Annotated in this window: 27 protein-coding genes; 20 read left to right on the top strand and 7 right to left on the bottom strand. The window is 62.0% G+C overall.

Annotated elements, in window-relative coordinates:
* Window positions 1-20: 20 nt before the first annotated feature.
* On the top strand, window positions 21-1,646 hold the full coding sequence (locus tag BM026_RS16595) for a methyl-accepting chemotaxis protein (RefSeq protein WP_093529407.1): 1,626 nt from the start codon (window positions 21-23) through the stop codon (window positions 1,644-1,646).
* 52 nt (window positions 1,647-1,698) lie between these two features.
* Window positions 1,699-2,583 carry a DMT family transporter gene (locus tag BM026_RS16590; protein WP_092242843.1) on the top strand — a complete coding sequence of 295 codons (885 nt, stop codon included), beginning with the start codon at window positions 1,699-1,701 and terminating at the stop codon, window positions 2,581-2,583.
* Between the two features lie 33 nt (window positions 2,584-2,616).
* On the opposite strand, the gene BM026_RS16585 is transcribed toward BM026_RS16590, so the two are convergent.
* Window positions 2,617-3,477, bottom strand: coding sequence for a DMT family transporter (locus tag BM026_RS16585; RefSeq protein WP_093529404.1), 861 nt, complete (start codon window positions 3,475-3,477; stop codon window positions 2,617-2,619).
* Window positions 3,478-3,886: 409 nt separating this feature from the next.
* Between BM026_RS16585 and BM026_RS16580 the strand changes: the two genes are divergently transcribed.
* A complete protein-coding gene (locus tag BM026_RS16580; RefSeq protein ID WP_093529401.1) occupies window positions 3,887-4,678 on the top strand; it encodes a CPBP family intramembrane glutamic endopeptidase in 792 nt (263 codons plus the stop codon).
* Window positions 4,679-4,781: 103 nt separating this feature from the next.
* Entirely contained in the window at window positions 4,782-6,347 is a 1,566-nt protein-coding gene (locus BM026_RS16575; protein WP_093529398.1) for a methyl-accepting chemotaxis protein, read from the top strand.
* A 115-nt stretch (window positions 6,348-6,462) separates the two neighbouring features.
* Here the strand turns inward: BM026_RS16575 and BM026_RS16570 are convergent, their stop codons facing one another.
* The gene (locus tag BM026_RS16570) at window positions 6,463-7,155 is read right to left on the bottom strand and encodes an alpha/beta family hydrolase (RefSeq protein WP_093529395.1); all 693 of its coding nucleotides are present in this window, start codon (window positions 7,153-7,155) and stop codon (window positions 6,463-6,465) included.
* Window positions 7,156-7,234: 79 nt separating this feature from the next.
* On the opposite strand from BM026_RS16570, the gene ccoN (BM026_RS16565) reads away from it, so the two are divergent.
* The 14 genes from ccoN (BM026_RS16565) to hemN all read left to right on the top strand — a co-directional run bounded on the left by ccoN (BM026_RS16565) (window position 7,235) and on the right by hemN (window position 21,233).
* Entirely contained in the window at window positions 7,235-8,659 is a 1,425-nt protein-coding gene (gene ccoN / locus BM026_RS16565; protein WP_058427329.1) for a cytochrome-c oxidase, cbb3-type subunit I, read from the top strand.
* A 10-nt stretch (window positions 8,660-8,669) separates the two neighbouring features.
* On the top strand, window positions 8,670-9,278 hold the full coding sequence (gene ccoO / locus BM026_RS16560; RefSeq protein ID WP_017735321.1) for a cytochrome-c oxidase, cbb3-type subunit II: 609 nt from the start codon (window positions 8,670-8,672) through the stop codon (window positions 9,276-9,278).
* Window positions 9,279-9,281: 3 nt separating this feature from the next.
* Complete coding sequence (locus tag BM026_RS16555; RefSeq protein ID WP_010208563.1) at window positions 9,282-9,482, top strand: cbb3-type cytochrome oxidase subunit 3; 201 nt, start codon at window positions 9,282-9,284, stop codon at window positions 9,480-9,482.
* Complete coding sequence (gene ccoP / locus BM026_RS16550; protein WP_058427331.1) at window positions 9,479-10,426, top strand: cytochrome-c oxidase, cbb3-type subunit III; 948 nt, start codon at window positions 9,479-9,481, stop codon at window positions 10,424-10,426. Before BM026_RS16555 ends, ccoP (BM026_RS16550) begins: the two co-directional genes overlap by 4 nt.
* 350 nt (window positions 10,427-10,776) lie before the next feature.
* On the top strand, window positions 10,777-12,219 hold the full coding sequence (gene ccoN, locus BM026_RS16545) for a cytochrome-c oxidase, cbb3-type subunit I (RefSeq protein ID WP_071491365.1): 1,443 nt from the start codon (window positions 10,777-10,779) through the stop codon (window positions 12,217-12,219).
* Window positions 12,219-12,827 (top strand): cytochrome-c oxidase, cbb3-type subunit II, encoded by a 609-nt coding sequence (gene ccoO, locus BM026_RS16540; protein WP_003193167.1) that lies wholly within the window; start codon window positions 12,219-12,221, stop codon window positions 12,825-12,827. Before ccoN (BM026_RS16545) ends, ccoO (BM026_RS16540) begins: the two co-directional genes overlap by 1 nt.
* A 3-nt stretch (window positions 12,828-12,830) precedes the next feature.
* Window positions 12,831-13,016 (top strand): CcoQ/FixQ family Cbb3-type cytochrome c oxidase assembly chaperone, encoded by a 186-nt coding sequence (locus BM026_RS16535; protein WP_003175465.1) that lies wholly within the window; start codon window positions 12,831-12,833, stop codon window positions 13,014-13,016.
* Window positions 13,013-13,990, top strand: coding sequence for a cytochrome-c oxidase, cbb3-type subunit III (ccoP, locus tag BM026_RS16530; protein WP_071491366.1), 978 nt, complete (start codon window positions 13,013-13,015; stop codon window positions 13,988-13,990). Before BM026_RS16535 ends, ccoP (BM026_RS16530) begins: the two co-directional genes overlap by 4 nt.
* 302 nt (window positions 13,991-14,292) lie before the next feature.
* A complete protein-coding gene (gene ccoG, locus BM026_RS16525; RefSeq protein ID WP_093529392.1) occupies window positions 14,293-15,696 on the top strand; it encodes a cytochrome c oxidase accessory protein CcoG in 1,404 nt (467 codons plus the stop codon).
* A 14-nt stretch (window positions 15,697-15,710) separates the two neighbouring features.
* Window positions 15,711-16,250: a FixH family protein gene (locus BM026_RS16520; RefSeq protein ID WP_093529389.1), complete on the top strand. Its 540-nt coding sequence runs from the start codon at window positions 15,711-15,713 to the stop codon at window positions 16,248-16,250.
* 141 nt (window positions 16,251-16,391) lie between these two features.
* Entirely contained in the window at window positions 16,392-18,836 is a 2,445-nt protein-coding gene (locus BM026_RS16515; protein ID WP_093529386.1) for a heavy metal translocating P-type ATPase, read from the top strand.
* A 22-nt stretch (window positions 18,837-18,858) separates the two neighbouring features.
* Window positions 18,859-19,071, top strand: a complete 213-nt coding sequence (gene ccoS / locus BM026_RS16510; RefSeq protein ID WP_092242829.1) for a cbb3-type cytochrome oxidase assembly protein CcoS — start codon at window positions 18,859-18,861, stop codon at window positions 19,069-19,071.
* Complete coding sequence (locus tag BM026_RS16505; RefSeq protein ID WP_093122081.1) at window positions 19,064-19,747, top strand: sulfite exporter TauE/SafE family protein; 684 nt, start codon at window positions 19,064-19,066, stop codon at window positions 19,745-19,747. Before ccoS ends, BM026_RS16505 begins: the two co-directional genes overlap by 8 nt.
* A gap of 103 nt (window positions 19,748-19,850) precedes the next feature.
* On the top strand, window positions 19,851-21,233 hold the full coding sequence (gene hemN / locus BM026_RS16500; protein WP_093122076.1) for an oxygen-independent coproporphyrinogen III oxidase: 1,383 nt from the start codon (window positions 19,851-19,853) through the stop codon (window positions 21,231-21,233).
* Between the two features lie 6 nt (window positions 21,234-21,239).
* Here the strand turns inward: hemN and BM026_RS16495 are convergent, their stop codons facing one another.
* Window positions 21,240-21,737: a hypothetical protein gene (locus BM026_RS16495; RefSeq protein WP_093529383.1), complete on the bottom strand. Its 498-nt coding sequence runs from the start codon at window positions 21,735-21,737 to the stop codon at window positions 21,240-21,242.
* Window positions 21,738-21,893: 156 nt separating this feature from the next.
* Here BM026_RS16495 and fnr point away from each other — a divergent pair, with 156 nt between their 5' ends.
* The gene (gene fnr / locus BM026_RS16490) at window positions 21,894-22,628 is read left to right on the top strand and encodes a fumarate/nitrate reduction transcriptional regulator Fnr (RefSeq protein ID WP_071491372.1); all 735 of its coding nucleotides are present in this window, start codon (window positions 21,894-21,896) and stop codon (window positions 22,626-22,628) included.
* An 80-nt stretch (window positions 22,629-22,708) separates the two neighbouring features.
* Complete coding sequence (locus tag BM026_RS16485; protein WP_071491373.1) at window positions 22,709-23,257, top strand: adenine phosphoribosyltransferase; 549 nt, start codon at window positions 22,709-22,711, stop codon at window positions 23,255-23,257.
* A gap of 114 nt (window positions 23,258-23,371) precedes the next feature.
* On the opposite strand, the gene BM026_RS16480 is transcribed toward BM026_RS16485, so the two are convergent.
* From BM026_RS16480 to BM026_RS16465, 4 genes are all read right to left on the bottom strand, one after another.
* Window positions 23,372-24,520, bottom strand: coding sequence for an acyl-CoA dehydrogenase family protein (locus tag BM026_RS16480; RefSeq protein ID WP_093122070.1), 1,149 nt, complete (start codon window positions 24,518-24,520; stop codon window positions 23,372-23,374).
* A 65-nt stretch (window positions 24,521-24,585) separates the two neighbouring features.
* A complete protein-coding gene (recR, locus tag BM026_RS16475) occupies window positions 24,586-25,188 on the bottom strand; it encodes a recombination mediator RecR (protein WP_015885312.1) in 603 nt (200 codons plus the stop codon).
* A 65-nt stretch (window positions 25,189-25,253) separates the two neighbouring features.
* A complete protein-coding gene (locus BM026_RS16470) occupies window positions 25,254-26,288 on the bottom strand; it encodes an NADP-dependent oxidoreductase (protein ID WP_093529380.1) in 1,035 nt (344 codons plus the stop codon).
* 133 nt (window positions 26,289-26,421) lie between these two features.
* Entirely contained in the window at window positions 26,422-26,760 is a 339-nt protein-coding gene (locus BM026_RS16465) for a YbaB/EbfC family nucleoid-associated protein (protein ID WP_017527493.1), read from the bottom strand.
* Between the last annotated feature and the right edge of the window lie 25 nt (window positions 26,761-26,785).

The raw sequence follows: 26,785 nt of genomic DNA, 5'->3' as shown, positions 1-26,785 counted from the left end.
ATCGCCCAAGGAGCATAGAGATGTCATTGAGGAACATGAGGATCGGTCTGCGTGCCAGTCTGAGTTTTGGGGTTTTGGCCAGCTTGCTGGTGATTGTGGGCATGTTCGGCCTGGGCCAGATGGCCAAGCTGCGCCAAAGCGCGCTGGTCATCGAGCAATCGTGGATGCCGAGCATCGAGAACATCCACGACAGCGCAGCCTTTGTCGCCAGCATCCGCCTGGAAGCCTTGCGTCTGGCGACCACCGACGAATCGCGGATCCGTGACAACAGCAAAGCCCTGATCACCCGCCAGCGCAGCGAACTGCAAACCCTGCTCGAGCATCACAAAAGCCTGCTCAGCAGCGACGAAGAACGCCAGATGCTCAAACAGCTCGAAGGTAACGTGAACGCTTACCTGGCCCTCGTCGAACAGATCGTCACCCTGGTGGACAAGGATCAGCAGCAAGACGCCATTGACCTGCTCAACACCCGCCTCGCTCCCCAGGGCGTGATCCTCAGCAAGAGCCTGGAGGACCTGATCGTCTTCAACCAGAACGGCGTGGAAACCGCCGTGGATTCCGCCGCGCAGACCTATTCCAGTGCACAGTGGATCGTCGGCCTGATCATCGTATTCGCCTTGATCGCCACCTTGTTGCTCGCCTGGCTGCTGACCCGCAGCATCACCGCCCCGCTCGGCCAGGCGCTGAGCGTGGCCCGCACCATTGCCGACGGCGACCTGAGCCAGCCCATCGCCGTCAGCGGCAAGGACGAACCGGCCCAATTGCTCAACGCCCTGGCGACCATGCAGGCGCAATTGCGAGGCACCATCCGGGGCATCAGCGAATCGGCGCAACAGCTGGCCTCCGCCGCCGAGGAGATGAGCTCGGTGATGGAACAAAGCACCCGTGGCCTGCAGGCGCAGAACGATGAGATCGAACAGGCGGCCACCGCCGTCACCGAAATGAGCGCGGCCGTGGACGAAGTGGCAGGCAATGCGGTGTCCAGCGCCGAGGCGTCCCAGGCCTCCGACGAGGACAGCAAGCACGGCCACTACCAGATCAGCGAAACCATCAGCTCGATCCAGAACCTGGTCGACGAGGTGCTCGGCGCCTCGAACAAGGCCGAAGGCCTGGCCGTGCAAGCCCAGGACATCAGCAAGGTGCTGGAAGTGATCCGCGGCATCGCCGGGCAAACCAACCTGCTGGCGCTCAACGCCGCCATCGAAGCAGCCCGCGCAGGCGAGGCCGGGCGTGGTTTTGCAGTGGTAGCCGATGAAGTGCGCTCCCTGGCGCAACGCACCCAGGACTCCACCGAAGAAATCGAGCAGATGATCACCGGCATCCAGCGCGGCACCCAGGATACGGTCGAAGCGCTGAACAGCAGCGCCGAGCACGCCGGCCAGACGCTGCAACGGGCCAACAGCGCCGGTAGCGCCCTGGAGAAAATCACCGCGGCCATCTCGCAGATCAGCCAGCGCAACCTGGTGATCGCCAGCGCCGCCGAGCAGCAGGCGCTGGTGGCACGTGACGTGGACCGCAGCCTGGTGAACATCCGCGACCTGTCCACCCAGACCGCCGCCGGGGCCACCCAGACCTCGGCCGCCAGCCAGGAACTGTCACGCCTGGCGGTGGACCTGAATGGGCTGGTGACGCGGTTTGTCCTGTAATCATTAGACATGTCATGCAACACTCGCGGCCTTATTGAGGTAGGAGTGTTCCGTGAGACCTGTCGACACCTTGTACCTGCTGGGGCTCGCCGCCATCTGGGGCGCGAGCTTCCTGTTCATGCGCATTATCGCGCCGGAGATCGGCACGCTGCCGACGGCGTTTTTCCGCGTGTCGATCGCCGCCGCCGGGTTGCTGGTGATTTTGGCGATGATGCGGGTGAGCTGGGATTTCCAGGGTAAGTTCAAGACTGTATTGCTGCTCGGTGTGATCAACTCCGGCATTCCCGCGACCATGTATTCAGTCGCCGCCCAGGTGCTTCCGGCGGGTTACTCGGCGATCTTCAACGCCACCACGCCGTTGATGGGTGTGCTGATTGGCGGGTTGTTCTTCAGCGAACGCCTGACCCCGTCAAAAGTCGCCGGGGTGTGCCTGGGCCTGTTTGGCGTGGGAGTGCTGACCCGCGCCGGGCCGGTGGCGTTTGACCTGGAATTATTGATGGGCGCGCTGGCCTGTTTGCTGGCGACCACCTGTTATGGCTTTGCCGGGTTCCTGGCAAGGCGCTGGCTGGATCAGCGCGGTGGCTTGGACAGCCGCCTGTCGGCCCTGGGCAGCATGCTCGGCGCGACGTTGTTCCTGTTGCCGTTCTTTGCCTACAGCGCCATCAGCCAACCGCCGGCGAGTTGGGGTGGATGGCAGGTGTGGGGATCGTTGCTGGGGTTGGGGCTGGTGTGTACGGCGTTTGCCTACATTCTTTACTTCCGGTTGCTGACCTCCATCGGGCCGGTTAAGTCGATGACCGTTACCTTCATGATTCCGCCGTTTGGGGTGTTGTGGGGCGCGTTGTTGCTGGATGAACCATTGTCCATGGCGCATCTGTATGGCGGGGTGTTGATTGCGGGGGCGTTGTGGTTGGTGTTGCGGCCGCGAAAATTGTAGGAGCCCGGCTTGCCGGGCTCCTACAGTACAGTGTCAACGCTTACGGAAGACAAACACCAAACCGATGACGATCAACCCCATCCCCAACAGGCTCAACATCCCAAGCCTATTGCCAAAGATCAGGTAGTCCATCACCGCCGTCACCGCTGGCACCAGATAGAACAGACTGGTGACATTCACCAGGTTGCCCCGGGCGATCAGGCGGTACAGCAACAGCGTGGCCAGCAACGACACCACCAAGCCCATCCATAGCACCGGCAGGTAAAAGCTGCTGCTGTGTTCAAAATGGAACGGCTGGAACGGCACAAACACCGAACACAGCAGCAACCCCGCCAGGTACTGTACCGGCAGCGTGCCCAAGGGCTCGTCGGTGATGCGTTTCTGCATGATCGAGCCAAAGGTCATGCTGGCCAGGGCCAGCAACCCGAACAGCATGCCCGCCAGGGACATGCCAGAGAGGCCGATGCCTTGATACACCACCATGATCAGCCCCGCCAACCCGAGGCCCAGGCCGAGCACACGGCTGAAAGAACGCTGGCGCTCCATCAGCACCACGGTGAGGATCGGCTGTACGCCCATGATGGTTGCCATCACGCCGGGGGTGACATTGAGGTCCAGGGCCAACAGATAGAAAATCTGGTAGGCACCCAACAACACCAACCCCGTCGCCGCTGCGTATAACAGTGGCTTGCCGGGGCGCGGCAGTTTCAACTTGAGGATCGGTATCAGCACCACCAGGCCCCCGAGGGCAATGGCAAAACGGATCAGCAGAAACGCAAAGGGTGACGCGTGGGCCAGGCCCCATTTGGAGAAGATCGCCCCACTGCTCCACAGCAGGACAAACAGGCTCGTCGAGGCCGCCGCGGCCACGGATTGTTTCGAAAAAACAGACATGGTTACCACCTGTCATCAGGCAAAAAAAGCCGATTCAGCAGACGCTGAAATGCATTAGGTTTTTTTCAGGCGGGCAGACGGGAACAGGGATCAGCTGATCAGCCCGCAATACCAACACCCGGCGGTGATACGACTGCGTACACCGACGTGCTGCTGACAGGTGGAGGGTAGTGACTGATCTGCGCAGGCTGCTTGTCCCCGCACGGCACGACCGCAGCGTTGACCGCTGAATCGACTACCGCTGTGCGCTGGGAAGCAGGCATGGGCTGATCTTGTGTGAAGGGATGAAGAGGCTCGGACTATAACCAGCCGGTGATAGGTTTTGCAATCACTCTGAATGGAGGAGTTTCATGTGGGGCCCGTAGGACAGATCGCTATAATGCCGCCCAGTTTTTCCCAAGGATTTCCCATGATCGCATTGCCCTGGCTGTACCTGGCGCTTCTTTCCATTGGCTATCTACTGGCCTTGATCTACGGGCAATTGGGCGCGCTGGCGGGCGTGTCCGTCGCCCTGCTGCTGATTGCCGGCTACGCCGTACGCCAGCAACGCACGCCGTGGGCACGCTACCTGGGCCACGGGTTGTTTATCGTACTGGCCCTGAGCCTGGCGATGCACTGGTTGCCCGGCTTCTATAACGGGCGTGGCATTGCCCCGCAACGCTTCACCGAAGATGCAGTACCCTTCTCGATGTACCTGAACCAGGACAAACCGCTGATCGGCTTCTGGCTGTTGCTGGCCTGCCCGTGGATTGTGGCGCGGCGTTCGTTGCGTTTGTCGATCTGCGTGGCCGCCCTGGCGTTGACCCTCACCGCCATCGCCGCCCTCGGTGGAGCGGCGTTGCTGGGCGTGATCAGTTGGGCACCGAAATGGCCGGAACAGGCCTGGCTCTGGGTACTTAATAACCTGCTGCTGGTGACGCTGGTGGAAGAAGCCCTGTTCCGGGGTTACGTACAGGGCGGTTTGAGCCGACGTTTCAAACACCTCCCTTACGGCGAGAACCTGGCGCTGCTTCTGGCCTCGCTGCTGTTCGGCCTGGTGCACATCGGCGCAGGCTGGCATTGGGTATTGCTGGCGAGCATCGCCGGGGTGGGTTACGGCCTGGCCTATCGGTTTGGCGGCCTGGGCGCAGCGGTGGCCACGCACTTTGGCTTGAATCTGCTTCACTTCGGGTTGTTTACCTACCCGATGCTGGCCGGTTGATCTCCTGCAGGGGAACGTGCATCCCGTCGATTGTTGCAAAAATAAGTTAAATAAACCGCCGTTCTTGCCGATACCCCCTGAAAGCCTTGCGGATTGAACAATCATGCGTAATAACCAACCCGTTACCCAGCGCGAACGTACCTTCCCCGCTCAGCAACGGTTGATCTCCACCACAGATGCCAAAGGCGTGATCACCTACTGCAACGACGCCTTCGTCGAAATCAGTGGGTTCTCTCGCGACGAACTGGTGCGTGCCCCGCACAATCTGGTGCGTCACCCGGACGTTCCGGCGGCGGTGTTCGCGCACATGTGGTCAACGCTCAAACAAGGCTTGCCATGGATGGGCATTGTCAAGAATCGCTGCAAGACCGGTGACCACTACTGGGTTAACGCCTATGTGACGCCGGTTTTCGAAGGCAACCAGGTGGTCGGCTACGAATCGGTGCGCATCAAGCCCACCGCCCAGCAGATCCGCCGGGCCGAAGCGCTCTACCAACGCATCAACCAGGGCAAGTCGGCGATCCCTCAGCGGGACAAGTGGTTGCCGGTGTTGCAGGACTGGCTGCCGTTTATCCTGGTGAGTCAGTTGAGTTTCATGATTGGCGCTTCGCTCAACTCCCACTGGGGCTTTGCCCTGGCGGCGGGGCTGTCGGTGCCGCTGGGCCTGCTCGGCCTGAGCTGGCAACAGCGCGGCCTCAAGCGTTTGCTGCGCCTGGCCGAGCAGACTACCTCCGACCCGCTGATCGCGCAGATGTACACCGACAGCCGTGGCGCCCAGGCGCGCCTGGAAATGTCGATCCTGAGCCAGGAGGCGCGTCTCAAGACCTGCCTCACCCGCCTGCAGGACACTGCCGAGCACCTCAACGATCAGGCCGCGCAGTCCAACACCCTGGCTCACAACAGCTCCAGCGGCCTGGAACGCCAGCGCGTCGAGACCGAGCAGGTGGCCACGGCGGTCAACCAGATGGCGGCGACTACCCAGGAAGTCGCCAGCCATGTGCAGCGCACGGCCGATGCGACCCAAGAGGCCAACCGCCTGACCGGTCGCGGCCGCGATATCGCCGGGGAAACCCGCGAGGCGATCCAGCGTCTGTCCGTGGCTGTGGGTGAGACCGGTGTGACTGTGACCCAGTTGGCCAAGGACAGCGATGAAATCGGCGGTGTGGTCGACGTGATCAAGGGCATTGCCGACCAGACCAACCTGCTGGCGCTCAACGCCGCCATCGAAGCGGCGCGTGCCGGGGAGATGGGCCGTGGTTTTGCGGTGGTGGCTGATGAAGTCCGCCAACTGGCCCAGCGTACCGCCGAGTCAACCGGGCAGATCCATGCATTGATCGCCAAGCTGCAGCAGACCGCCGCTGCCGCCGTGCAAACCATGGACGCCGGGCATCGCCAGGCCGAAGAAGGTGTAGCGCGGGTGATGGAAGCGGACCAGGCGTTGGTGGGCATCAGTGAAGCGGTGGCGCATATCACCGATATGACTACCCAGATCGCGGCTGCCACCGAAGAGCAAAGCTCGGTGGCCGAAGAGATCAGCCGCAACATCAGCACCATTGCGCTGTTGGCGGACCAGACCTCGGAGCAGGCGCTGAACTCGGCGCAGTTGAGTGAAGAGCTGACGCATACCGCCAATACTCAGTACTCGCTGGTGGAGCGGTTCAACCGGTAGGTCGCTATCGGGGGCAAGCCCCCTCCACCTTTGACTGTGTTCACAATTTGGAATGTGAGAACACGGTCAAGTGTGGGAGGGGCTTGTCGAAGCGTCGCACCGCCCCGATGAGGCCCTATAGGCCAGCCAAAAACCCAGCCACCCCCACTGCCGCGGCTTCCAGATGCTGCTCATGACTGAATCCCGACGCCTTCAACGGCTTCAAGTCATGATCCCCCGCCACCAGCCACATCACCTGGATGCTCGGCGACAGCTCATACCCTTCCACCGCCGCCCGATTGCCCAGTGCATCGCGCTCGCCCTGCACAATCAAGGTTGGCGTCTTCAGCCCGACCAGATGTTCGACCCGTGGCTTTTCCGGCTTGCCCACCGCATAGAACGGATAGCCCAGGCACACCAGCCCATTGGCACCCAATTCATCAGCCAGCAAACTGGCCATGCGCCCGCCCATGGACTTGCCGCCAATGGCCAGTTTCCCAGCGACATGACGTCGCACCTCGGCATACACCTCACGCCAGCATTCGAGTAGCTTCGGGGCCGGGTTGGGCGGGCGTTTACCGCCGTCAACCCGGCGCTGGGCCATGTAGGGAAACTCGAAGCGCAACACGTTGACGCCATGCCCGGCAAGGCGTGCAGCCATATCGTTCATAAAGGATGAGTCCATCGGTGCACCGGCGCCGTGGGCCAGAATCAGCGTCACGGGTGCAGCCTCAGCCGCCCCCGCCGCGACATCCCACAACCACCCATGTTCCCGCACACACTGCGCCCATTGATCCCCGTCAATACTGGCCTTGTGCTCTTTGCCCATGCTTGCCTCGCTTTTTAGTCTGCCTATAACTCCAGCCCAAGTGCCGCATCTGCTTGGGTTGAACCGTGGATGGGGAACCATGAACACTACTTTAAGTACCGCCTATAACTACAAGGTGGTCCGCCAATTCGCCATTATGACGGTGGTGTGGGGCATCGTCGGCATGGGGCTCGGGGTTTTTCTCGCGGCCCAATTGGTGTGGCCTGCACTCAACTTCGACTTGCCCTGGACCAGCTTCGGCCGCCTGCGCCCGCTGCACACCAACGCGGTGATCTTCGCCTTCGGTGGCTGCGCGTTGTTCGCCAGCTCCTTCTACTCGGTGCAGCGTACCTGCCAGACGCAGCTGTTCGCGCCGAAAATCGCCGCGTTCTGCTTCTGGGGCTGGCAGTTGGTCATCCTGCTGGCAGCGATCTCCCTGCCGCTGGGCTACACCAGCTCCAAGGAATACGCCGAGCTGGAATGGCCGATCGACATCCTGATCACCATTGTCTGGGTGGCCTATGCCATCGTGTTCTTTGGCACCGTGGCCAAGCGCAACACCAAGCACATCTACGTCGGCAACTGGTTCTTCGGTGCGTTCATCATCACCGTGGCCATCCTGCATATCGTCAACAACCTGGAAATCCCGGTCAGCCTGACCAAGTCCTACTCCCTCTATGGCGGTGCGACGGATGCCATGGTGCAGTGGTGGTATGGGCATAACGCGGTAGGCTTTTTCCTCACTGCCGGTTTCCTCGGCATGATGTATTACTTCGTGCCCAAGCAGGCCGAGCGTCCGGTGTATTCCTATCGCTTGTCCATCGTGCACTTCTGGGCGCTGATCACCCTGTACATCTGGGCCGGCCCGCACCACTTGCACTACACCGCGCTGCCGGACTGGGCACAGTCCCTGGGCATGGTGATGTCCCTGGTGCTGCTGGCACCGAGCTGGGGCGGCATGATCAACGGCATGATGACCCTGTCGGGCGCCTGGCATAAGTTGCGCAGCGACCCGATCCTGCGCTTCCTCGTGGTGTCCCTGGCGTTCTACGGCATGTCGACGTTCGAAGGCCCGATGATGGCAATCAAGACCGTCAACGCCCTCTCCCACTACACCGACTGGACCATCGGCCACGTACACGCCGGCGCCCTCGGTTGGGTGGCGATGATCTCCATCGGCGCGTTGTACCACATGATCCCGAAAGTCTTCGGCCGCGAGCAGATGTACAGCCTCGGCCTGATCAACGCGCACTTCTGGCTGGCCACCATCGGCACCGTGCTCTACATCGCCTCGATGTGGGTCAATGGTATCGCCCAGGGCTTGATGTGGCGGGCGGTCAACGAAGACGGCACCTTGACCTACTCCTTCGTCGAAACCCTGGTGGCCAGCCACCCTGGCTTCATCGTGCGGCTGGTGGGCGGTGCGATCTTCCTCAGCGGCATGTTCCTGATGGCTTACAACACCTGGCGCACCGTGCGTTCGGCGCAGCCTGTCGAAGCCGCCACCACTGCGCAGTTGGCCTGAGGAGTCTGTGATGAAACACGAAACGATTGAAAAGAACGTCGGCCTGCTGATGCTGCTCATGGTGCTTGCCGTGAGCATCGGTGGCCTGACCCAGATCGTCCCGCTGTTCTTCCAGGACGTGACCAACAAGCCGGTGGAGGGCATGAAACCCTACACCGCGCTGCAACTGGAAGGCCGCGACATCTACATCCGCGAAGGCTGCGTACAGTGCCACTCGCAGATGATCCGCCCCTTCCGTGCCGAAACCGAACGCTACGGCCATTACTCGGTCGCCGGTGAAAGTGTGTGGGACCACCCGTTCCTGTGGGGCTCCAAGCGCACCGGTCCGGACCTGGCGCGCGTCGGCGCACGCTACTCGGACGACTGGCACCGCGCGCACCTGTATAACCCGCGCAACGTGGTGCCCGAGTCGAAAATGCCTGCCTATCCATGGCTGGTCACCGCCGCCGTCGACAGCAGCCACACCGAGACCAAGTTGAAAGTGATGCGCACCCTCGGCGTGCCGTACACCGACGACGACATCAGTGGCGCCGTGGCCAGCCTCAAGGGCAAGACCGAGATGGACGCGCTGGTCTCGTACCTGCAAGTGCTCGGCACCGCCATCAAGAGCAAGAGGTGAGCCATGGGATTTGAATTCGATGCAGGCACCATCCGCGGCCTCGGCACGCTGGTGGTTGCCATCGCCTTTATCGGCCTGTCGCTGTGGGTGTTCAACAACCGGCGCAATGCGGAATTCGAGCAGGCGCGCCTGCTGCCCTTCGCCGATGAACCCTCTCCATCCGACGCTCAAGAAGAGCCTGCAATAAGGAGCACCCGGCCATGACCCTATTCTGGAGTACATGGATCTGCGTACTGACCCTCGGCAGCCTGATCGGCTTGACCTGGCTGCTGGTCGGCACCCGCAAGGGCGAGACCAAGGGCAGCGTCGACCAGACCATGGGCCACGCCTTCGACGGTATCGAGGAATACGACAACCCGCTGCCCCAGTGGTGGTTCATGCTGTTCGCCGGCACCCTGGTGTTCGCGGTCGGCTACCTGATCCTCTACCCGGGCCTGGGCAACTGGAAAGGCGTGTTGCCGGGCTATGAAGACGGCTGGACCCAGGCCAAGGAATGGGACAAGGAAATGGCCAAGGCCGACGCCAAGTTCGGGCCGATCTTCGCCAAATTCTCGGCCATGCCCGTGGAAGAAGTGGCCAAAGACCCGCAAGCGCTGAAAATGGGCGGTCGCCTGTTCGCCTCCAACTGCGCGGTGTGCCACGGCTCGGACGCCAAGGGCGCGTTTGGCTTCCCGAACCTGGCGGACAACATCTGGCGCTGGGGCGGTTCGGCCGAGGCGATCAAGACCACCATCCTCAACGGTCGCCACGCGGCGATGCCGGCCTGGGGTGACATGCTCGGCGATGAGGGTGTAAAAAACGTTGCGGCCTTTGTTCGCCACGACCTGGCCAAGTTGCCCCTGCCCGCCGACAGCAGCGCCGATGTGGCTGCCGGCCAGGCAGCCTTCAACACCACCTGTGTCGCCTGCCACGGGCCGGAAGGCCACGGCATGGAAGCCATGGGCGCACCCGACCTGACCAAACCGGCCGGCTACATCTACGGCACCAGCCTCGCGCAGTTGCAGCAGACCATCCGCCACGGCCGCCAGGGCCAGATGCCGGCGCAGGAAGTGCTGCAAGGCAATGACAAGGTGCATCTGCTGGCCGCCTACGTTTACAGCCTGTCCCACAACGCTGATGGCGCAACGCCAGAAAGCCAGGCGCAATAACCTCTGATCGCCGCCCCATTTTGGGGCGGCAACCCTGGCGCTGTACGCGACCAAGTGTCACACCCCTCCAAAGCACAACTTTCCCCTCCTCACTTTCGGGTCTACGCTTGTTCCCACAGCGGACCGATCCTGGCGTACGCAACGACATTCGTTGCGACCCTCGAATTTTCCTGTCCACTCGATCAGCTTTCGATTTCCGATTTTGTCCTTACACCAAACATGGAAAGGGCGCAGAATCTGGCGTGGAACGCATTGATACAGGTCAGTCATTGCGTTGCAATGACCCCTCGCTTTCTACATACTTGCGGCCGATTTTACCTATAAAAAAACCTAAACCGTGGAACCTTAGAATGAGCACAGCAATCAGTCCGACTGCTTATAACTATAAGGTAGTCCGCCAGTTCGCCATCATGACGGTGGTCTGGGGGATCCTTGGCATGGGGCTCGGGGTGTTCATCGCCTCGCAACTGGTCTGGCCGGAATTGAATTTCGGTTTGCCATGGACGACCTTTGGCCGCCTGCGCCCGCTGCACACCAACCTGGTGATCTTCGCCTTCGGCGGATGTGCATTGTTTGCCACCTCCTACTATGTCGTGCAGCGAACCTGCCAGACGCGACTGATCTCCGACAGCCTTGCGGCCTTCACCTTCTGGGGTTGGCAAGCAGTCATCGTTGGCGCCATCGTCACCCTGCCACTGGGCTACACCACCACCAAGGAATACGCCGAGCTGGAATGGCCCATCGCCATTTTGCTCGCCATCGTGTGGGTGACCTACGCCGTGGTGTTCTTCGGCACCATCGTCAAGCGCAAGACCAAGCACATCTACGTGGGCAACTGGTTCTACGGCGCGTTCATCCTGGTGACGGCGATGCTGCACATCGTCAACCACGCCTCGTTGCCGGTGAGCCTGTTCAAGTCCTACTCGGCCTACGCCGGGGCCACGGACGCGATGATCCAGTGGTGGTACGGCCACAACGCCGTGGGTTTCTTCCTCACCACGGGTTTCCTGGGGATGATGTACTATTTCGTGCCGAAACAGGCCGAACGTCCCATTTACTCGTACCGCCTGTCCATCGTGCATTTCTGGGCGCTGATCACCCTGTACATCTGGGCCGGCCCGCACCACTTGCACTACACCGCGTTGCCGGACTGGGCACAGTCCCTGGGCATGGCGATGTCGATCATCCTGCTGGCCCCGAGCTGGGGCGGCATGATCAACGGCATGATGACCCTGTCCGGCGCCTGGCATAAATTGCGCACCGATCCGATCCTGCGCTTCCTGGTGGTGTCGCTGGCGTTCTACGGCATGTCGACCTTCGAAGGGCCGATGATGGCGATCAAGACCGTCAACTCGCTGTCCCACTACACCGACTGGACCATCGGCCACGTACACGCCGGCGCCCTCGGTTGGGTGGCGATGATCTCCATCGGCGCGCTGTACCACATGATCCCCAAACTGTTCGGCCGTCCGCAGATGCACAGCGTTGGCCTGATCAACGCGCACTTCTGGCTGGCCACCATCGGCACCGTGCTCTACATCGCCTCGATGTGGGTCAACGGCATCACTCAGGGCCTGATGTGGCGAGCCATCAACGATGACGGCACCCTCACCTACTCCTTCGTCGAAGCGCTGCAAGCCAGCCATCCGGGTTACATCGTGCGCGCCCTGGGCGGTGCATTCTTTGCCTCCGGCATGTTCCTGATGGCCTACAACGTCTGGCGCACCGTGCGTGCCGCCGACCCGGCAGAAGCCGAAGCCGCCGCCAAGATCGCCGTTGTGGGAGCTCACTGATGAAGCATGAAGTAGTCGAGAAGAATATCGGCCTGCTGGCCTTCTTCATGGTCATCGCCGTGAGTATCGGCGGCCTGACCCAGATCGTTCCGCTGTTTTTCCAGGACGTGACCAACAAGCCGGTGGAAGGCATGAAGCCGCGCACCGCCCTTGAACTGGAAGGCCGCGACGTCTACATCGCCAACGGCTGTGTCGGCTGCCACTCGCAGATGATCCGCCCGTTCCGTGCCGAAACCGAACGCTACGGCCACTACTCGGTCGCCGGTGAAAGCGTGTGGGACCACCCGTTCCTGTGGGGTTCCAAGCGTACCGGCCCGGACCTGGCCCGTGTCGGCGGGCGTTACTCCGATGACTGGCAGCGTGCGCACCTGTACAACCCGCGCAATGTGGTGCCTGAGTCGAAAATGCCGGCGTACCCGTTCCTCGTGGAAAACAAGCTCGACGGCAAGGACACCGCGAAGAAGATGGAGGTCTTGCGCACCCTGGGCGTGCCCTACACCGACGAAGACATCGCCGGTGCAGCGGCCGCCGTGAAGGGCAAGACCGAAATGGACGCACTGGTGGCCTACCTGCAGGGCCTGGGCACCATCATCAAAAGCAAACGGTGATCTATGGATATCGGGATGATTCGTGGCCTGGGCACCGTTGTGGTGATGGTGGCCTTTATCGGCCTGGCGTTGTGGGTGTTCAGCCCCAAGCGCAAGTCGGAGTTTGAAGACGCGACCTTGCTGCCCTTTGCGGATGATCCCGAAGCCATCAAGCACGTCGAGCAAGCTTCTAGGAGTAACAAAGAATGACTACGTTCTGGAGTCTGTACGTCACAGTCCTCAGTCTGGGTACCATCTTCGCCCTGACCTGGCTGCTGCTGTCGACCCGCAAGGGCCAGCGCGCCGAGCAAACCGACGAGACCGTCGGCCATTCGTTCGACGGCATCGAGGAATACGACAACCCGCTGCCCAAGTGGTGGTTCATGCTGTTCGTCGGCACCATCGTCTTCGCCCTCGGCTACCTGGCGCTGTACCCCGGCCTGGGCAACTGGAAGGGCCTGCTGCCGGGCTACAACTACCTCGACACCGACAAGCAAACCCCCTTCGCCAATGGCCAGACCGGCTGGACCGGCGTGCACGAATGGGAAAAGGAAATGGCCAGGTCGGACGCCAAGTTCGGGCCGATCTTCGCCAAATTCGCGTCGATGCCGATTGAAGAAGTGGCCAAGGACCCGCAAGCGTTGAAGATGGGGGGTCGCCTGTTCGCCTCCAACTGCTCGGTGTGCCACGGTTCCGATGCCAAGGGCGCCTATGGCTTCCCCAACCTGACCGATGCCGACTGGCGCTGGGGCGGCGAGCCTGCCACCATCAAGGAAACCATCATGAAGGGCCGTCATGCGGTGATGCCGGCCTGGTTGGATATCCTCAAGGAGCAAGGCGTCAGCGATGTGGCTGCGTTCGTGCTCACCAACCTCGACGGGCGCAAACTGCCCGAAGGCGTGAAAGCCGATGTGGCCAACGGCGAGAAACTCTTCGCCGCCAACTGCGTGGCCTGCCACGGCCCGGCCGGTAAAGGCACTCCTGCCATGGGCGCGCCCGACCTGACCCACCCGGGCGCCTTCATCTACGGCTCGAGCTTCGCCCAACTGCAACAGACCATCCGTTGGGGCCGCCAGGGCCAGATGCCGGCGCAGGAACAGCTGCAAGGCAATGACAAGGTGCACTTGCTGGCGGCGTATGTGTACAGCTTGTCCCATGGGGATAAGAAGGCTGAAGAGCAATAAAAGCCGCTGCAATACCAATGTGGGAGGGGGCTTGCCCCCGATTGCAGTGTGTCAGTCAGTGCATCTGTCGCTGATCCACCGCTATCGGGGGCAAGCCCCCTCCCACATTGGATCCGCAGTGTTTCAGAGAACCGGGCCAGCCAAAACCGGCCATACTTGCCAGATCAATTGATCCAGATCACTTAGGTCGCCCCCTTTCAGCACCACCGGGGGCGTATCATTACACCACTGCAACACCCCTAATTTGACCCCGGCTGGCACGTACTGGCCAAGGCAAATCTCCACCGCCGTGGGATGCAATGATGAGTAACCAGATACCGGTACATGACGTTACCCCGCCTGCCAAAACCGTCGACCTCTACGCCTCGCGAGAGAAAATCTACACGCGCGCCTTCACCGGCCTGTTCCGCAACTTGCGCATGCTCGGCGGGGCCGGTCTGTTCCTGCTGTACTTCGGCACGGTGTGGCTGAACTGGGGTGGCCACCAGGCCGTGTGGTGGAACCTGCCCGAGCGCAAGTTCTTCATTTTCGGGGCAACTTTCTGGCCCCAGGACTTCATCCTGCTCTCGGGCATTCTCATCGTTGCCGCGTTTGGCCTGTTCTTCATCACGGTGTACGCCGGTCGCGTGTGGTGCGGCTACACCTGTCCGCAGAGCGTGTGGACGTGGATCTTCATGTGGTGTGAGAAGGTCACCGAAGGCGACCGCAACCAGCGCATCAAGCTCGACAAGGCACCGATGGGCGCCAACAAATTCCTGCGCAAATTCAGCAAGCACACCCTGTGGCTGTTGATCGGCTTTGTCACCGGCATGACCTTTGTCGGCTACTTCTCGCCGATCCGCGAACTGGTGTTCGACTTTTTCACCGGCCAGGCCGATGGCTGGTCGTATTTCTGGGTGGGTTTCTTCACCCTTGCCACCTACGGCAACGCCGGCTGGCTGCGCGAACAGGTGTGCATCTACATGTGCCCGTACGCGCGCTTCCAGAGCGTGATGTTCGACAAGGACACCCTGATCGTTTCCTACGACCCACGCCGCGGCGAACTGCGTGGCCCGCGTAAAAAAGGCACCGACTACAAGGCCCAGGGCCTGGGCGATTGCATCGATTGCACGATGTGCGTGCAGGTGTGCCCCACCGGTATCGACATCCGCGACGGCCTGCAGATCGAGTGCATCGGCTGCGCCGCCTGTATCGATGCCTGCGACAACATCATGGACAAGATGGAGTACCCGCGCGGCCTGATCAGCTACACCACCGAGCACAACCTGTCCGGGCAGAAAACCCACAAGCTGCGCCCGCGCCTGATCGGCTACGCCCTGGTGTTGCTGGCGATGATCAGCCTGCTGGTGGCGGCGTTCTTCATGCGCTCGCTGGTGGGTTTCGACGTGAGCAAGGACCGCGTGCTGTACCGCGAGAACGCCGAAGGCCGCATCGAAAACGTCTACAGCCTGAAGATCATGAACAAGGACCAACGCGACCACACCTACGTGCTCGATGCCGCCGGCCTGCCCGACCTCAAGCTGCAAGGCCGCCGGGAGATCAAGGTGGCGGCCGGCGATATCGTCAGCATGCCGGTGGAGCTGTCGAGTGCGCCGGAACAATTGCCGTCGAGCACCAACGAGGTGAAATTCATCCTCACCGATGCCGATGACGCCAGCGTCCATATTGAAGCCAGGAGCCGATTCATCGGCCCTCAAGTCCGCTAACAGGGAACCGAACAATGTCCGTAGCAACCGCCGCAAGCCCTTGGTACAAGCACCTCTGGCCGTGGATCATCATCGGCATCCTGGCCTGTTCGGTGACCTTGACCCTGTCCATGGTGACCATCGCGGTGAACAACCCGGACAACCTGGTCAACGACAACTACTACGAGGCCGGCAAAGGCATCAACCGCTCCCTGGACCGTGAGCTGCTGGCCCAGACCTTGCAACTGCGCGCCAAGGTGCACCTGGATGAGCTGACCGGTGAAGTCGAGGTCAACCTCACCGGCGACAGCAACCCGAAAACCCTGGAATTGAACCTGATTTCCCCGACCCAGCCGGAGAAAGACCGCAAGATCAACCTGGCCCGCAGCGACAGCGAGCCCGGCCGCTACATCGGCCAGGTCACCGACAAGGTCGAAGGCCGGCGGTTCGTCGAGTTGCTCGGCGTGGAAGGCGACCGGACCTGGCGCATGTTCGAGGAAGAACAAGTCAGCCACGACAAGGACTTGCTGCTGGGTGATGAACCGTTGCAGGGTGCCGAAGACCTGAAAAAGTAAAAAGCCTGCGCTTCGCGCATCGGGGGCAAGCCCCCTCCCACACTGGATTGGGTTTACACATATCTATTGGTGAAATCAGTCAAATGTGGGAGGGGGCTTGCCCCCGATGAGGCCCTACCAGCCACCATAGATTCCCAAGCCATGACCACCCCCTGCTACCACTGCGCCCTCCCCGTCCCCTCCGGTAGCCGTTTCACCACGGTCATCCTCGGTGAGCGCCGCGAACTCTGCTGCCCCGGCTGCCAGGCCGTGGCCGAAGCCATCGTGGCCGGTGGCCTGGAAAGTTATTACCAGCACCGCAGCGAAGCCTCGGCCAACCCTGAGATGCTGCCGGTGCAACTGGTCGACGAGTTGGCACTGTATGACCGCGCCGACGTGCAGAGACCCTTCGTGCGCCACGAGGGCGAGCTGGCCGAAACCACCCTGCTGATGGAGGGCATCAGCTGCGCCGCCTGCGGCTGGCTGATCGAGAAACACCTGCGCAGCTTGCCCGCCGTGGCCGAGGCGCGGTTGAACCTGTCCAACCACCGCCTGAACGTTCGTTGGGTTGATGGGCAACTGCCATTGAGCCAACTGCTCAGTGAACTGCGCCATATCGGCTACGCCGCTCACCCCTATCAGGCCGATCGCGCTGCCGAGCAGCTGGCCGGCGAAAATCGCCTGGCCCTGCGCCAATTGGGCGTGGCCGGCTTGCTGTGGTTCCAGGCAATGATGGCAACCATGGCTACCTGGCCGGAATTCAATATCGACCTGAGCCCGGAGCTGCACGTGATCCTGCGCTGGGTGGCGATGTTTCTTACAACACCCATCGTGTTCTACAGCTGCGCACCGTTTTTCAAGGGCGCCTTGCGCGACTTGCGCACGCGCCACCTGACCATGGATGTCTCGGTGTCCCTGGCCATCGGCGGGGCTTACCTGGCGGGCATCTGGACGGCAATCACCGGCGTGGGCGAGTTGTACTTCGATGCGGTGGGCATGTTTGCGTTGTTCCTGCTGGCCGGCCGTTACCTGGAGCGCCGCGCCAGGGAGCGCACGGCCGCCGCGACGGCGCAACTGGTGAACCTGCTGCCAGCCTCGTGCCTGCGACTCAAGGCCGACGGCCAGAGCGAGCGCATCCTGCTCCCCGAACTGACCCTGGGCGACTGCGTGCTGGTGCACCCCGGCGCCGTGCTGCCGGCGGATGGCGTGATCCTCGACGGGCAATCGAGCATCGATGAATCCCTGCTCACCGGTGAGTACCTGCCGCAACCGCGCCAAAGCGGCGATGCGGTCACGGCAGGCACGCTGAATGTCGAGGGGGCATTGACCGTCGAAGTGCGTGCCTTGGGCCATGACACGCGCCTGTCCGCCATCGTGCGCCTGCTGGAGCGCGCCCAGGCCGATAAACCACGCCTGGCGCAGATCGCCGACCGCGCCGCACAGTGGTTCCTGTTGTGCTCGCTGATCGCCGCCGCGCTGATCGGCTTGCTGTGGTGGGAGCTGGATGCGTCGCGGGCGTTCTGGATTGTGCTGGCGATGCTGGTGGCGACCTGCCCCTGCGCGTTGTCCCTTGCGACACCTACCGCCCTCACCGCCGCCACCGGCACCTTGCACAAACTCGGGCTGCTGTTGACGCGCGGCCATGTGCTGGAAGGGCTCAACCAGATCGACACGGTGATCTTCGACAAGACCGGCACCCTCACCGAAGGGCGCCTGGCGTTGAGAGCCATACGCCCGCTGGGCACCTTGAGTACCGACCTGTGCCTGAGCCTCGCCGCCGCCCTGGAAAACCGCTCCGAACACCCGATTGCCCGCGCCTTTGGGCGTGCGCCAGTGGCCGCCGATGAGGTCGTCAGTTCGCCAGGACTGGGCCTTGAAGGTCGCGTCGGCGAGCGCGTATTGCGCATTGGCCAGCCGGGCTTTGTCTGCGAACTCAGTGGTTGCCCGATCCCGGCAGCGCCGGAGGTTTGCGGCCAATGGCTATTACTCGGCGACCGCGACGGCGCCCTGGCCTGGTTCGTGCTCGACGACCGCCTGCGCAGTGATGCGCCTGCATTGCTGGCCGCGTGCAAGGCGCGGGGTTGGCGCACGCTATTGCTGTCCGGGGACAGTTCGCCGATGGTCGCCAGCGTCGCCGCCGAGCTGGGTATCGACGAGGCCCACGGCGGCCTGCGTCCGGATGACAAACTGCAGGTCCTTCAGCAACTGCACAAGCAAGGCCGCAAAGTGCTGATGCTTGGCGACGGTGTCAACGATGTGCCGGTACTCGCCGCCGCGGACATCAGCGTGGCGATGGGCACGGCCACCGACCTGGCCAAGACCAGCGCCGATGCGGTGTTGCTGTCAAACCGCTTGGACGCCCTGGTGCAAGCCTTTACTCTGGCGCGGCGCACTCGCCGGGTAATCATTGAAAACCTGCTGTGGGCCGGGTTGTACAATGGCCTTATGCTGCCGTTTGCCGCCCTGGGCTGGATCACTCCCATCTGGGCGGCGATCGGCATGTCCCTCAGTTCGTTGACCGTGGTGCTCAATGCCCTGCGCCTGACTCGCCTGCCGAGCGCGCCGGCCGCCCGAGCCCCCTCAGTAACCCGCCCGCTGCCAGTGTGAGCCGCGTGGGCATGGAGTGCAGATGCCAGCTTTATACGTAATGATCCCGGCGGCGCTGCTGTTAGTGGGCGTGGCCATCTACATCTTCTTCTGGGCGGTGGACAGCGGCCAGTACGACGACCTCGACGGCCCGGCCCATAGCGTGCTGTTCGACGACCAGGACCCGAACCACCTGGCCGGCGTCGAAGAGGCCAACCACTCCGAACAACCACCAAAAGACCCGCCTCATGCTTGAGCTGGCGCCGCTGCTGGTCTCTGCACTGATCCTCGGCCTGCTCGGTGGAGGCCATTGCCTGGGCATGTGCGGCGGGTTGATGGGCGCGCTGACCCTGGCGATCCCCAAGGAGCAACGCGGTCGCCGGTTTCAACTGCTGCTGGCCTACAACCTGGGACGCATCCTCAGCTATGCCGCGGCCGGCGTGTTGATCGGCCTCGCCGGCTGGGCGGTGGCGAACAGCCCCGCGGCGATGTTCATGCGCGTGCTCGCCGGCCTGCTGTTGATCAGCATGGGCCTGTACCTGGCGGGCTGGTGGAGCGGTCTCACCCGTATCGAAAGCCTCGGACGCGGCCTATGGCGCTATATACAGCCGGTCGCCAACCGTTTGCTGCCCGTGTCCAACGTACCGCGTGCATTGCTGCTGGGCGCGTTGTGGGGATGGTTGCCGTGCGGATTGGTCTACAGCACGCTGCTATGGGCGGCGAGCCAGGGCAATGCGCTGGACAGCGGGTTGCTGATGCTGGCGTTCGGGCTGGGGACCTGGCCGGTGCTGTTGGCTACCGGCCTGGCCGCAGAACGGGTCACTGCATTATTGCGCAAACGCAGCGTGCGTATGACCGGTGGCGTGCTGGTCATACTCTTCGGTATCTGGACGTTGCCCGGCCCGCACCAGCACTGGTTGATGGGCCACTAAATCGCCATGTGGCATAGCGCCGCTCCCCGTTGATGCAAATCAAGATGCCATCCCCGCCACGCCCCTAGACTCGGCCCACTAGCCTATCCGGGGGAACGCCCGCATGCTCGACGCCATTCGTTGGGATACCGATCTGATTCACCGCTACGACCTGGCGGGACCGCGCTACACGTCCTACCCTACCGCCGTACAATTCGACAGCCAGGTCGGCACCTTCGACCTGCTCCACGCCCTGCGCGACAGCCGCAAGGCGGTGCGGCCGCTGTCGTTGTATGTGCATGTGCCGTTCTGCGCGAACATCTGCTACTACTGCGCCTGCAACAAGGTCATCACCAAGGACCGTGGCCGCGCCCAGGCCTACCTGCAACGCCTGGAGCAGGAAATCCAGCTGGTGGCGTGCCACCTCGACCCCAGACAGCCGGTGGAACAGCTGCACTTCGGCGGCGGCACCCCGACCTTTCTCAGCCACGACGAATTGCGCCAGGTGATGAGCTGCCTGCGCCAGCACTTCAATTTGCTGGATGACGATTCGGGCGACTACGGCATCGAGATCGACCCACGCGAAGCGGATTGGGCCACCATGGGCCTGCTGCGCGAACTGGGTTTCAACCGTGTGAGTATCGGCCTGCAAGACCTCGACCCCGAGGTACAACGGGCAGTCAACCGCCTGCAAAGCCTGGAAGAAACCCGCGCGGTGATCGATGCCGCACGCACCCTGCAATTTCGCTCGATCAATGTCGACCTGATCTACGGCCTGCCCAAGCAAACGCCGATCAATTTTGCGCGCACCGTGGAGGAGGTGATCAGGCTGCAACCCGACCGCTTGTCGGTGTTCAACTACGCTCACCTGCCCGAACGTTTCATGCCCCAGCGGCGCATCAACACCGATGAACTGCCGTCCCCGGCGTCAAAGCTGCTGATGCTGCAAACCACCATCGAGCAACTGACCCAGGCCGGCTACCGTTACATCGGCATGGACCACTTCGCCCTGCCCGACGACGAGTTGGCCATCGCCCAGGAAGAAGGCACCCTGCAGCGCAATTTCCAGGGCTATACCACCCACGGTCATTGCGACTTGATCGGGCTCGGGGTGTCAGCGATCAGCCAGATCGGCGACCTGTACTGCCAGAACAGCAGTGACCTCAACGCCTACCAGAACACCCTGGCCGGCGCGCAACTGGCCACCAGTCGCGGCCTGGTCTGTACCACGGACGATCGCTTGCGGCGGGAGGTGATTCAGCAGTTGATCTGCAATTTCAGCCTGGCATTCGAGACGATCGAGCAGGCCTTCAACATGGACTTTCGCGGGTATTTCGACGACATCTGGCCGCAACTGACGGCGATGGCCGAGGATGGCCTGATCGAACTCGACGCCCAAGGCATTCGCGTTTTGCCAGCCGGGCGCCTGCTGGTGCGTTCGGTGTGCATGGTGTTCGATGCCTACCTGGAGCACCAGAACAGGCAGCGGTTTTCGCGGGTGATCTGAAACACCCTACGCCATAGCGAGGGAGCCGGCCTTCAACGCGTCTTCCCCGCTGAGGCCTTTCATGGCCTTGGCCAGGGAGGTTTGTGCAGTCATCAGGCTCGCTTGCAACTGGGCAAGCGCCCCTTGCAGATTGCTGACCTTGATCCGTGCCTCGTCGGGGCTGAGGCTCTTGTCCGCCATCACGGCTTGCAGTTCGGCCTGCTTCTCGGCGATCTGCTCCTTGAGCTTGCGAATCATCTTGAGAACCTGCTGGACGTTATCCGGCAGACCGCTGTCTTCGATGTCGTTGCTGGGTTTCTTGGCCTCCGTCAGGGCTTTCAAGGCAGCTCCGGAAAAGGTCACCTTCACCCCCTCCTCGTCCTTTTTTTCCCGCAGCGGCGCCTCAGTAGCGTCCTTGAGCGCTTTGGCAGCCTTGGTGAGCCTGGCCTCTGCCACCAAGTCTTTCGGCTCCGCAAAGGACTGCACCTGAGTGCGTGCAGCGTTCGTTGCACCGATGGAAATCATGATATCGAGCCTCCAAGCTCAAGGATTCGTGACTTTGTATCGGCGGCGACACAAAATTCTTTATACCGTTGCTGGTTTTTTGTACACGCTGGCCTCACCAGCCCACAGTGCGTTACCCTTACGTCTTATGTGTGTTTTCCCACAAGGATTTAAGAAATGTCCGAGCCAGTTAAACTGCGCGCTCACAGCCAGGCTCATTGCAAGGATTGCAGCCTGGCCCCCCTCTGCTTGCCACTTTCGTTGAATCTGGAAGACATGGATGCGCTGGACGAGATCGTTAAACGTGGTCGCCCGCTGAAAAAAGGCGAGTTCCTGTTTCGCCAGGGCGATAAGTTCGATTCCGTTTATGCAGTACGCTCGGGTGCGTTGAAGACATTCAGCCTGAGCGACAGCGGCGAAGAACAGCTCACCGGTTTCCACCTGCCCAGCGAACTGGTGGGCTTGTCGGGCATGGACACCGAGATCCACCCGGTGTCGGCCCAGGCGCTGGAGACAACCTCGGTGTGCGAAATCCCCTTCGAGCGCCTTGACGAGCTGGCCCTGCAATTGCCGCAACTGCGCCGCCAGTTGATGCGCGTAATGAGCCGCGAGATTCGTGACGACCAGCAAATGATGCTGCTGTTGTCGAAGAAAACCGCCGACGAGCGCATCGCGACCTTCCTGGTCAACCTGTCGGCGCGGTTCCGTGCCCGGGGTTTCTCGGCCAACCAGTTCCGCCTGAGCATGTCGCGCAACGAAATCGGCAACTACCTGGGCCTGGCGGTGGAAACCGTGTCCCGCGTATTTACCCGTTTCCAGCAGAACGAGCTGATCGCCGCCGAAGGCAAGGAAGTGCATATCCTCGACCCTATCCAGTTGTGCGCGCTGGCCGGTGGTTCGTTAGACGGTTGACGCAGACACTTGCGGCCGCGCCAACCGGCGAGGCCGCAGGTATACTTCGAGTCCGTTTCCAGCCCCAGGACTCTTCGACGATGACCTTCGATTCGTTCGACATCAAATCCCTGATCCGTCCCGTCATCGACTTCCCCAAGCCCGGGGTGATCTTTCGTGACATCACGCCGCTGTTCCAATCGCCCCGAGCCCTGCGCCTGGTGGCCGACACCTTTGCCCACCGCTACGTCGAGACCGATTTCACCCATATCGGCGCCATGGATGCGCGGGGTTTCCTGATCGGTTCGATCATCGCCTACCAACTGAACAAGCCGCTGATCCTGTTCCGCAAGCAGGGCAAGCTGCCCGCTGACGTGCTGGCCGAGGGTTACCAGACCGAGTACGGCGAGGCCTTCCTCGAAGTGCACGCCGACAGCCTGTGCGAAGGCGACTCGGTGTTGATGTTCGATGACCTGATCGCCACCGGCGGCACCCTGATCGCGGCGGCGAACCTGGTACGCCGCATGGGCGCGAAGATCTTCGAGGCCGCGGCGATCATTGATTTGCCGGAGCTGGGGGGGTCGCAACGTTTGGAGGACATGGGGATTGCGACATTCTGCCTGACGCAGTTTGCGCTGACTGAACAATAACGCTTGCCTGGGCTGACGCCATCGGGGGCAAGCCCCCTCCCACATTTTGATCTGTGAACCGGTCAAGTGTGGGAGGGGGCTTGCCCCCGATGAGGCACTGAAAGGCACTAAAGATCAGAAGCCCATCTGCTTGCTGATGATTTCATTCATTACCTCACGGGTGCCGCCACCGATGGAGAGGATACGGTTGTCGCGATACAACCGCTCCACCAGGCTGCCACGCATATAACCCTGGCCCCCGAGGATCTGCACCGCGTCGTAGGTGACGCGGTCGGCGGTGTCGGTGGCAAGGTTCTTGGCCATGGATATCTCCTTGATCACGCTGATACCGGCGGCCATCTTTGCTGCCTGCCGATAAGTGAACTCCCGAGAGACCTCCACGGCGGTGGCCATTTCCGCCAGGCGATGCTTGATCACCTGGAATTTGCCGATGGGTTTGCCGAAGGCTTCGCGCTCGGCGGCCCATTTGAGGCTTTCCTCCAGGGCCAGTTGCGCGGTCATGTTGGCCATGAGCGCCAGGGCCAGGCGCTCGCTCTGGAAGTTGCCCATGATGCAGGCAAAGCCCATGTTTTCGGCGCCGATCAGGTTGCCTACGGGCACCCGACAATCGTCGAAGAACAATTCAGCCGTGTCCGACGCCCACCAGCCCATTTTCTTCAGGGGCTGGCCGACGGTAAAACCGGGAGTGTCTTTTTCGATCAGCAGCAGGCTGATCCCGGCAAAGCCCGGCCCGCCAGTGCGGACGGCGACGGTGTAGAAATCGGCGCGGATGCCGCTGGTAATGAAAGTCTTGCTGCCGCTGACGCGGTAATGGTCGCCGTCACGAATGGCCCGGGTTTGCAGGCTGGCCACATCAGAACCGCCACCCGGTTCGGTGACTGCCAGGGCGATGATCTTTTCGCCGGCCAGCACCTGGGGCACCACCCGTTCGCGGACCTCGGGCCTGGCCCATTTGACCACCGGCGGCAAACCGATATCGAGCGACCCCAAGCCTGCCACCACGCCACCGGAACCACAGCGCATCAGTTCCTCGCTGGCCGCGACCTTGGCAAACAGATCACCTTCGTGGCTGCCGCCGAAAGCTTCGGGATAACCGATACCGAGGATGCCCGCCGCTCCGGCCTTGAGGTACAACTCCCGGGGAAAGCTTTCGGCCTCCTCCCATTGCTCGATACCCGGCAGCATCTCGCGCTCGACAAAGCGACGCACGCTGTCGCGGACCAATTGGTGGCTGGGGTCGAAGTAGTCCTGATAGGCAGACATCGGCAAGCTCCACGGTGAGGTGCAGCGAAATTACCAAGCGCTTGCTTGGTTATCAAGCCATGGAGTCAGAGCGCGATAGGTTTGCGGCCGGCGAATGAATGCGCCAGCGTGCCGCCATCGACCAATTCCAACTCGCCACCCAGCGGCACGCCATGGGCAATGCGCGAGGTGATCAGACCTTTGTTGGTGAGCAGTTGGGCAATGTAATGCGCGGTTGCCTCGCCTTCCACCGTCGGGTTGGTGGCCAGGATCACTTCGGTAAAGGTGCCCTGCTCTTCGATGCGCGCCACCAGTTGCGGAATGCCGATGGCTTCCGGGCCAAGGCCGTCCAGGGGCGACAGGTGGCCCTTGAGCACGAAGTAGCGCCCGCGATAGCCGGTCTGCTCCACCGCGTATACATCCATCGGCCCTTCCACCACGCACAGCAGCGTGTCGTCGCGACGCGGGTCGGCGCATTGCGGGCAGAGTTCTTCTTCGGTGAGGGTGCGACACTGGCGACAGTGACCCACGCCGGTCATGGCCTGGCTCAAGGCCTGGGCCAATCGGGTGCCGCCGCTGCGATCACGCTCCAGCAGTTGCAGCGCCATACGCTGGGCGGTTTTCTGGCCGACACCCGGCAATGTGCGCAGGGCGTCGATCAGTTGGCGAATCAGGGGGCTGAAGCTCATGGGCATGGGTCCGACAAAACAACGAGACGCGGTTTATACCCGCGCCCCGGATTAGCGTCAAATACTCAATCCTGCGCGACGCGTACCACCAACTTGCCGAAATTGCGCCCTTCCAGCAAACCGATAAAGGCTTCGGGCGCCTGCTCCAGACCGTCGACCACATCCTCGCGGAACTTGATCTTGCCGTCGCGCACCCACGGCGCCATGGCGCTGAGGAATTCAGGCTGGCGGTCACCGTAGTCATCGAACACGATAAAGCCCTGGATACGCACACGCTTGGTCAACAAGGTACGTTGCAGTGCCGGCAAACGATCAGGCCCGCTGGGGGCTTCATGGGCGTTGTAGCCGGCGATCAGCCCGCACAGCGGAATGCGAGCCTTCGGATTCAACAACGGCACCACCGCATCGAACACCTTGCCGCCGACGTTTTCAAAATAGATATCGACGCCCTTGAAGCACGTCTGCGCCAGGTCATCGGCAAAGGTCGCGCTCTTGTGATCGACGCAGGCATCAAAGCCCAGCTCGTCCACTGCATAGCGGCACTTTTCTGCGCCCCCCGCGATCCCGACCACACGCAAGCCCTTGAGCTTGGCTACCTGCCCGACCACCGAGCCCACCGCGCCGGACGCGGCCGCCACCACCAGGGTTTCCCCGGCCTTGGGCTGACCGATGTCCATCAGGCCCATGTAGGCCGTCATGCCCGGCATACCCAGCACGCCCAGTGCCATCGACGGGCTGGCCAGGCCCTTGGGCACCGGCATCAGGTTGCGACCATCGGAAATGCTGTGACTCTGCCAACCGGTAGCACCCACCACCAGGTCGCCCACTTCGAATTTCGGATTACGCGACTGCTCGATACGACTGACAGCGCCACCGGTCATCACTTCGTCGATTTCTACCGGCGCCGCGTAGGACGGTGCATCGCTCATGCGGCCGCGCATGTAGGGGTCGAGGGACAGGTACAGGGTTTTCAGCAGGACCTGGCCGTCTGCCAGCTCCGGCAGGTTCACCCGTTCCAGGCGGAAATTTTCCGGGGTGGGTGCGCCCTGGGGGCGCGAGACCAGGACGATGCGCTGGTTCAGGGTCGGTTCTTGAGGCATGAAGGGGCTCCTTTATCGAATCCATCGGTATAGGGTGCAGACCATGCGTGGCGTGCCCGGGTTCGATCCAATTGGCACAAACAAAAATGCCAGGCACAAGGCCTGGCATTGGAGTCTAGCTAAAGCACGCCGATCAGAACGGCAGCTTCATGCCCGGAGGCAGTTGCATGCCCGCGGTCACGCCGGACATTTTGTCCTGGCTGTTGGCTTCGATCTTGCGCACAGCGTCGTTGACGGCCGCGGCGAACAAGTCTTCCAGCACTTCGCGGTCATCATCGCTGACGCCTTCGAGCAGGCTCGGGTCGATGCTCACGCGCTTGATGTCGTGACGACCAGTCATCACCACGCTGACCATATCGCCACCGGCTTTACCGGTGACTTCGGCGTTGGCCAGTTCTTCCTGCATCTTGGCCATTTTTTCCTGCATCTGCTGCGCCTGCTTCATCAGGCCGGCCATGCCACCTTTCATCATGGGAATCACCTCAAAAGTACGTGGA

The organism is Pseudomonas sp. NFPP24, from assembly GCF_900112095.1.
GTDB lineage: Bacteria > Pseudomonadota > Gammaproteobacteria > Pseudomonadales > Pseudomonadaceae > Aquipseudomonas > Aquipseudomonas extremorientalis.
This window is presented reverse-complemented; position numbering and strand designations above follow the sequence as displayed.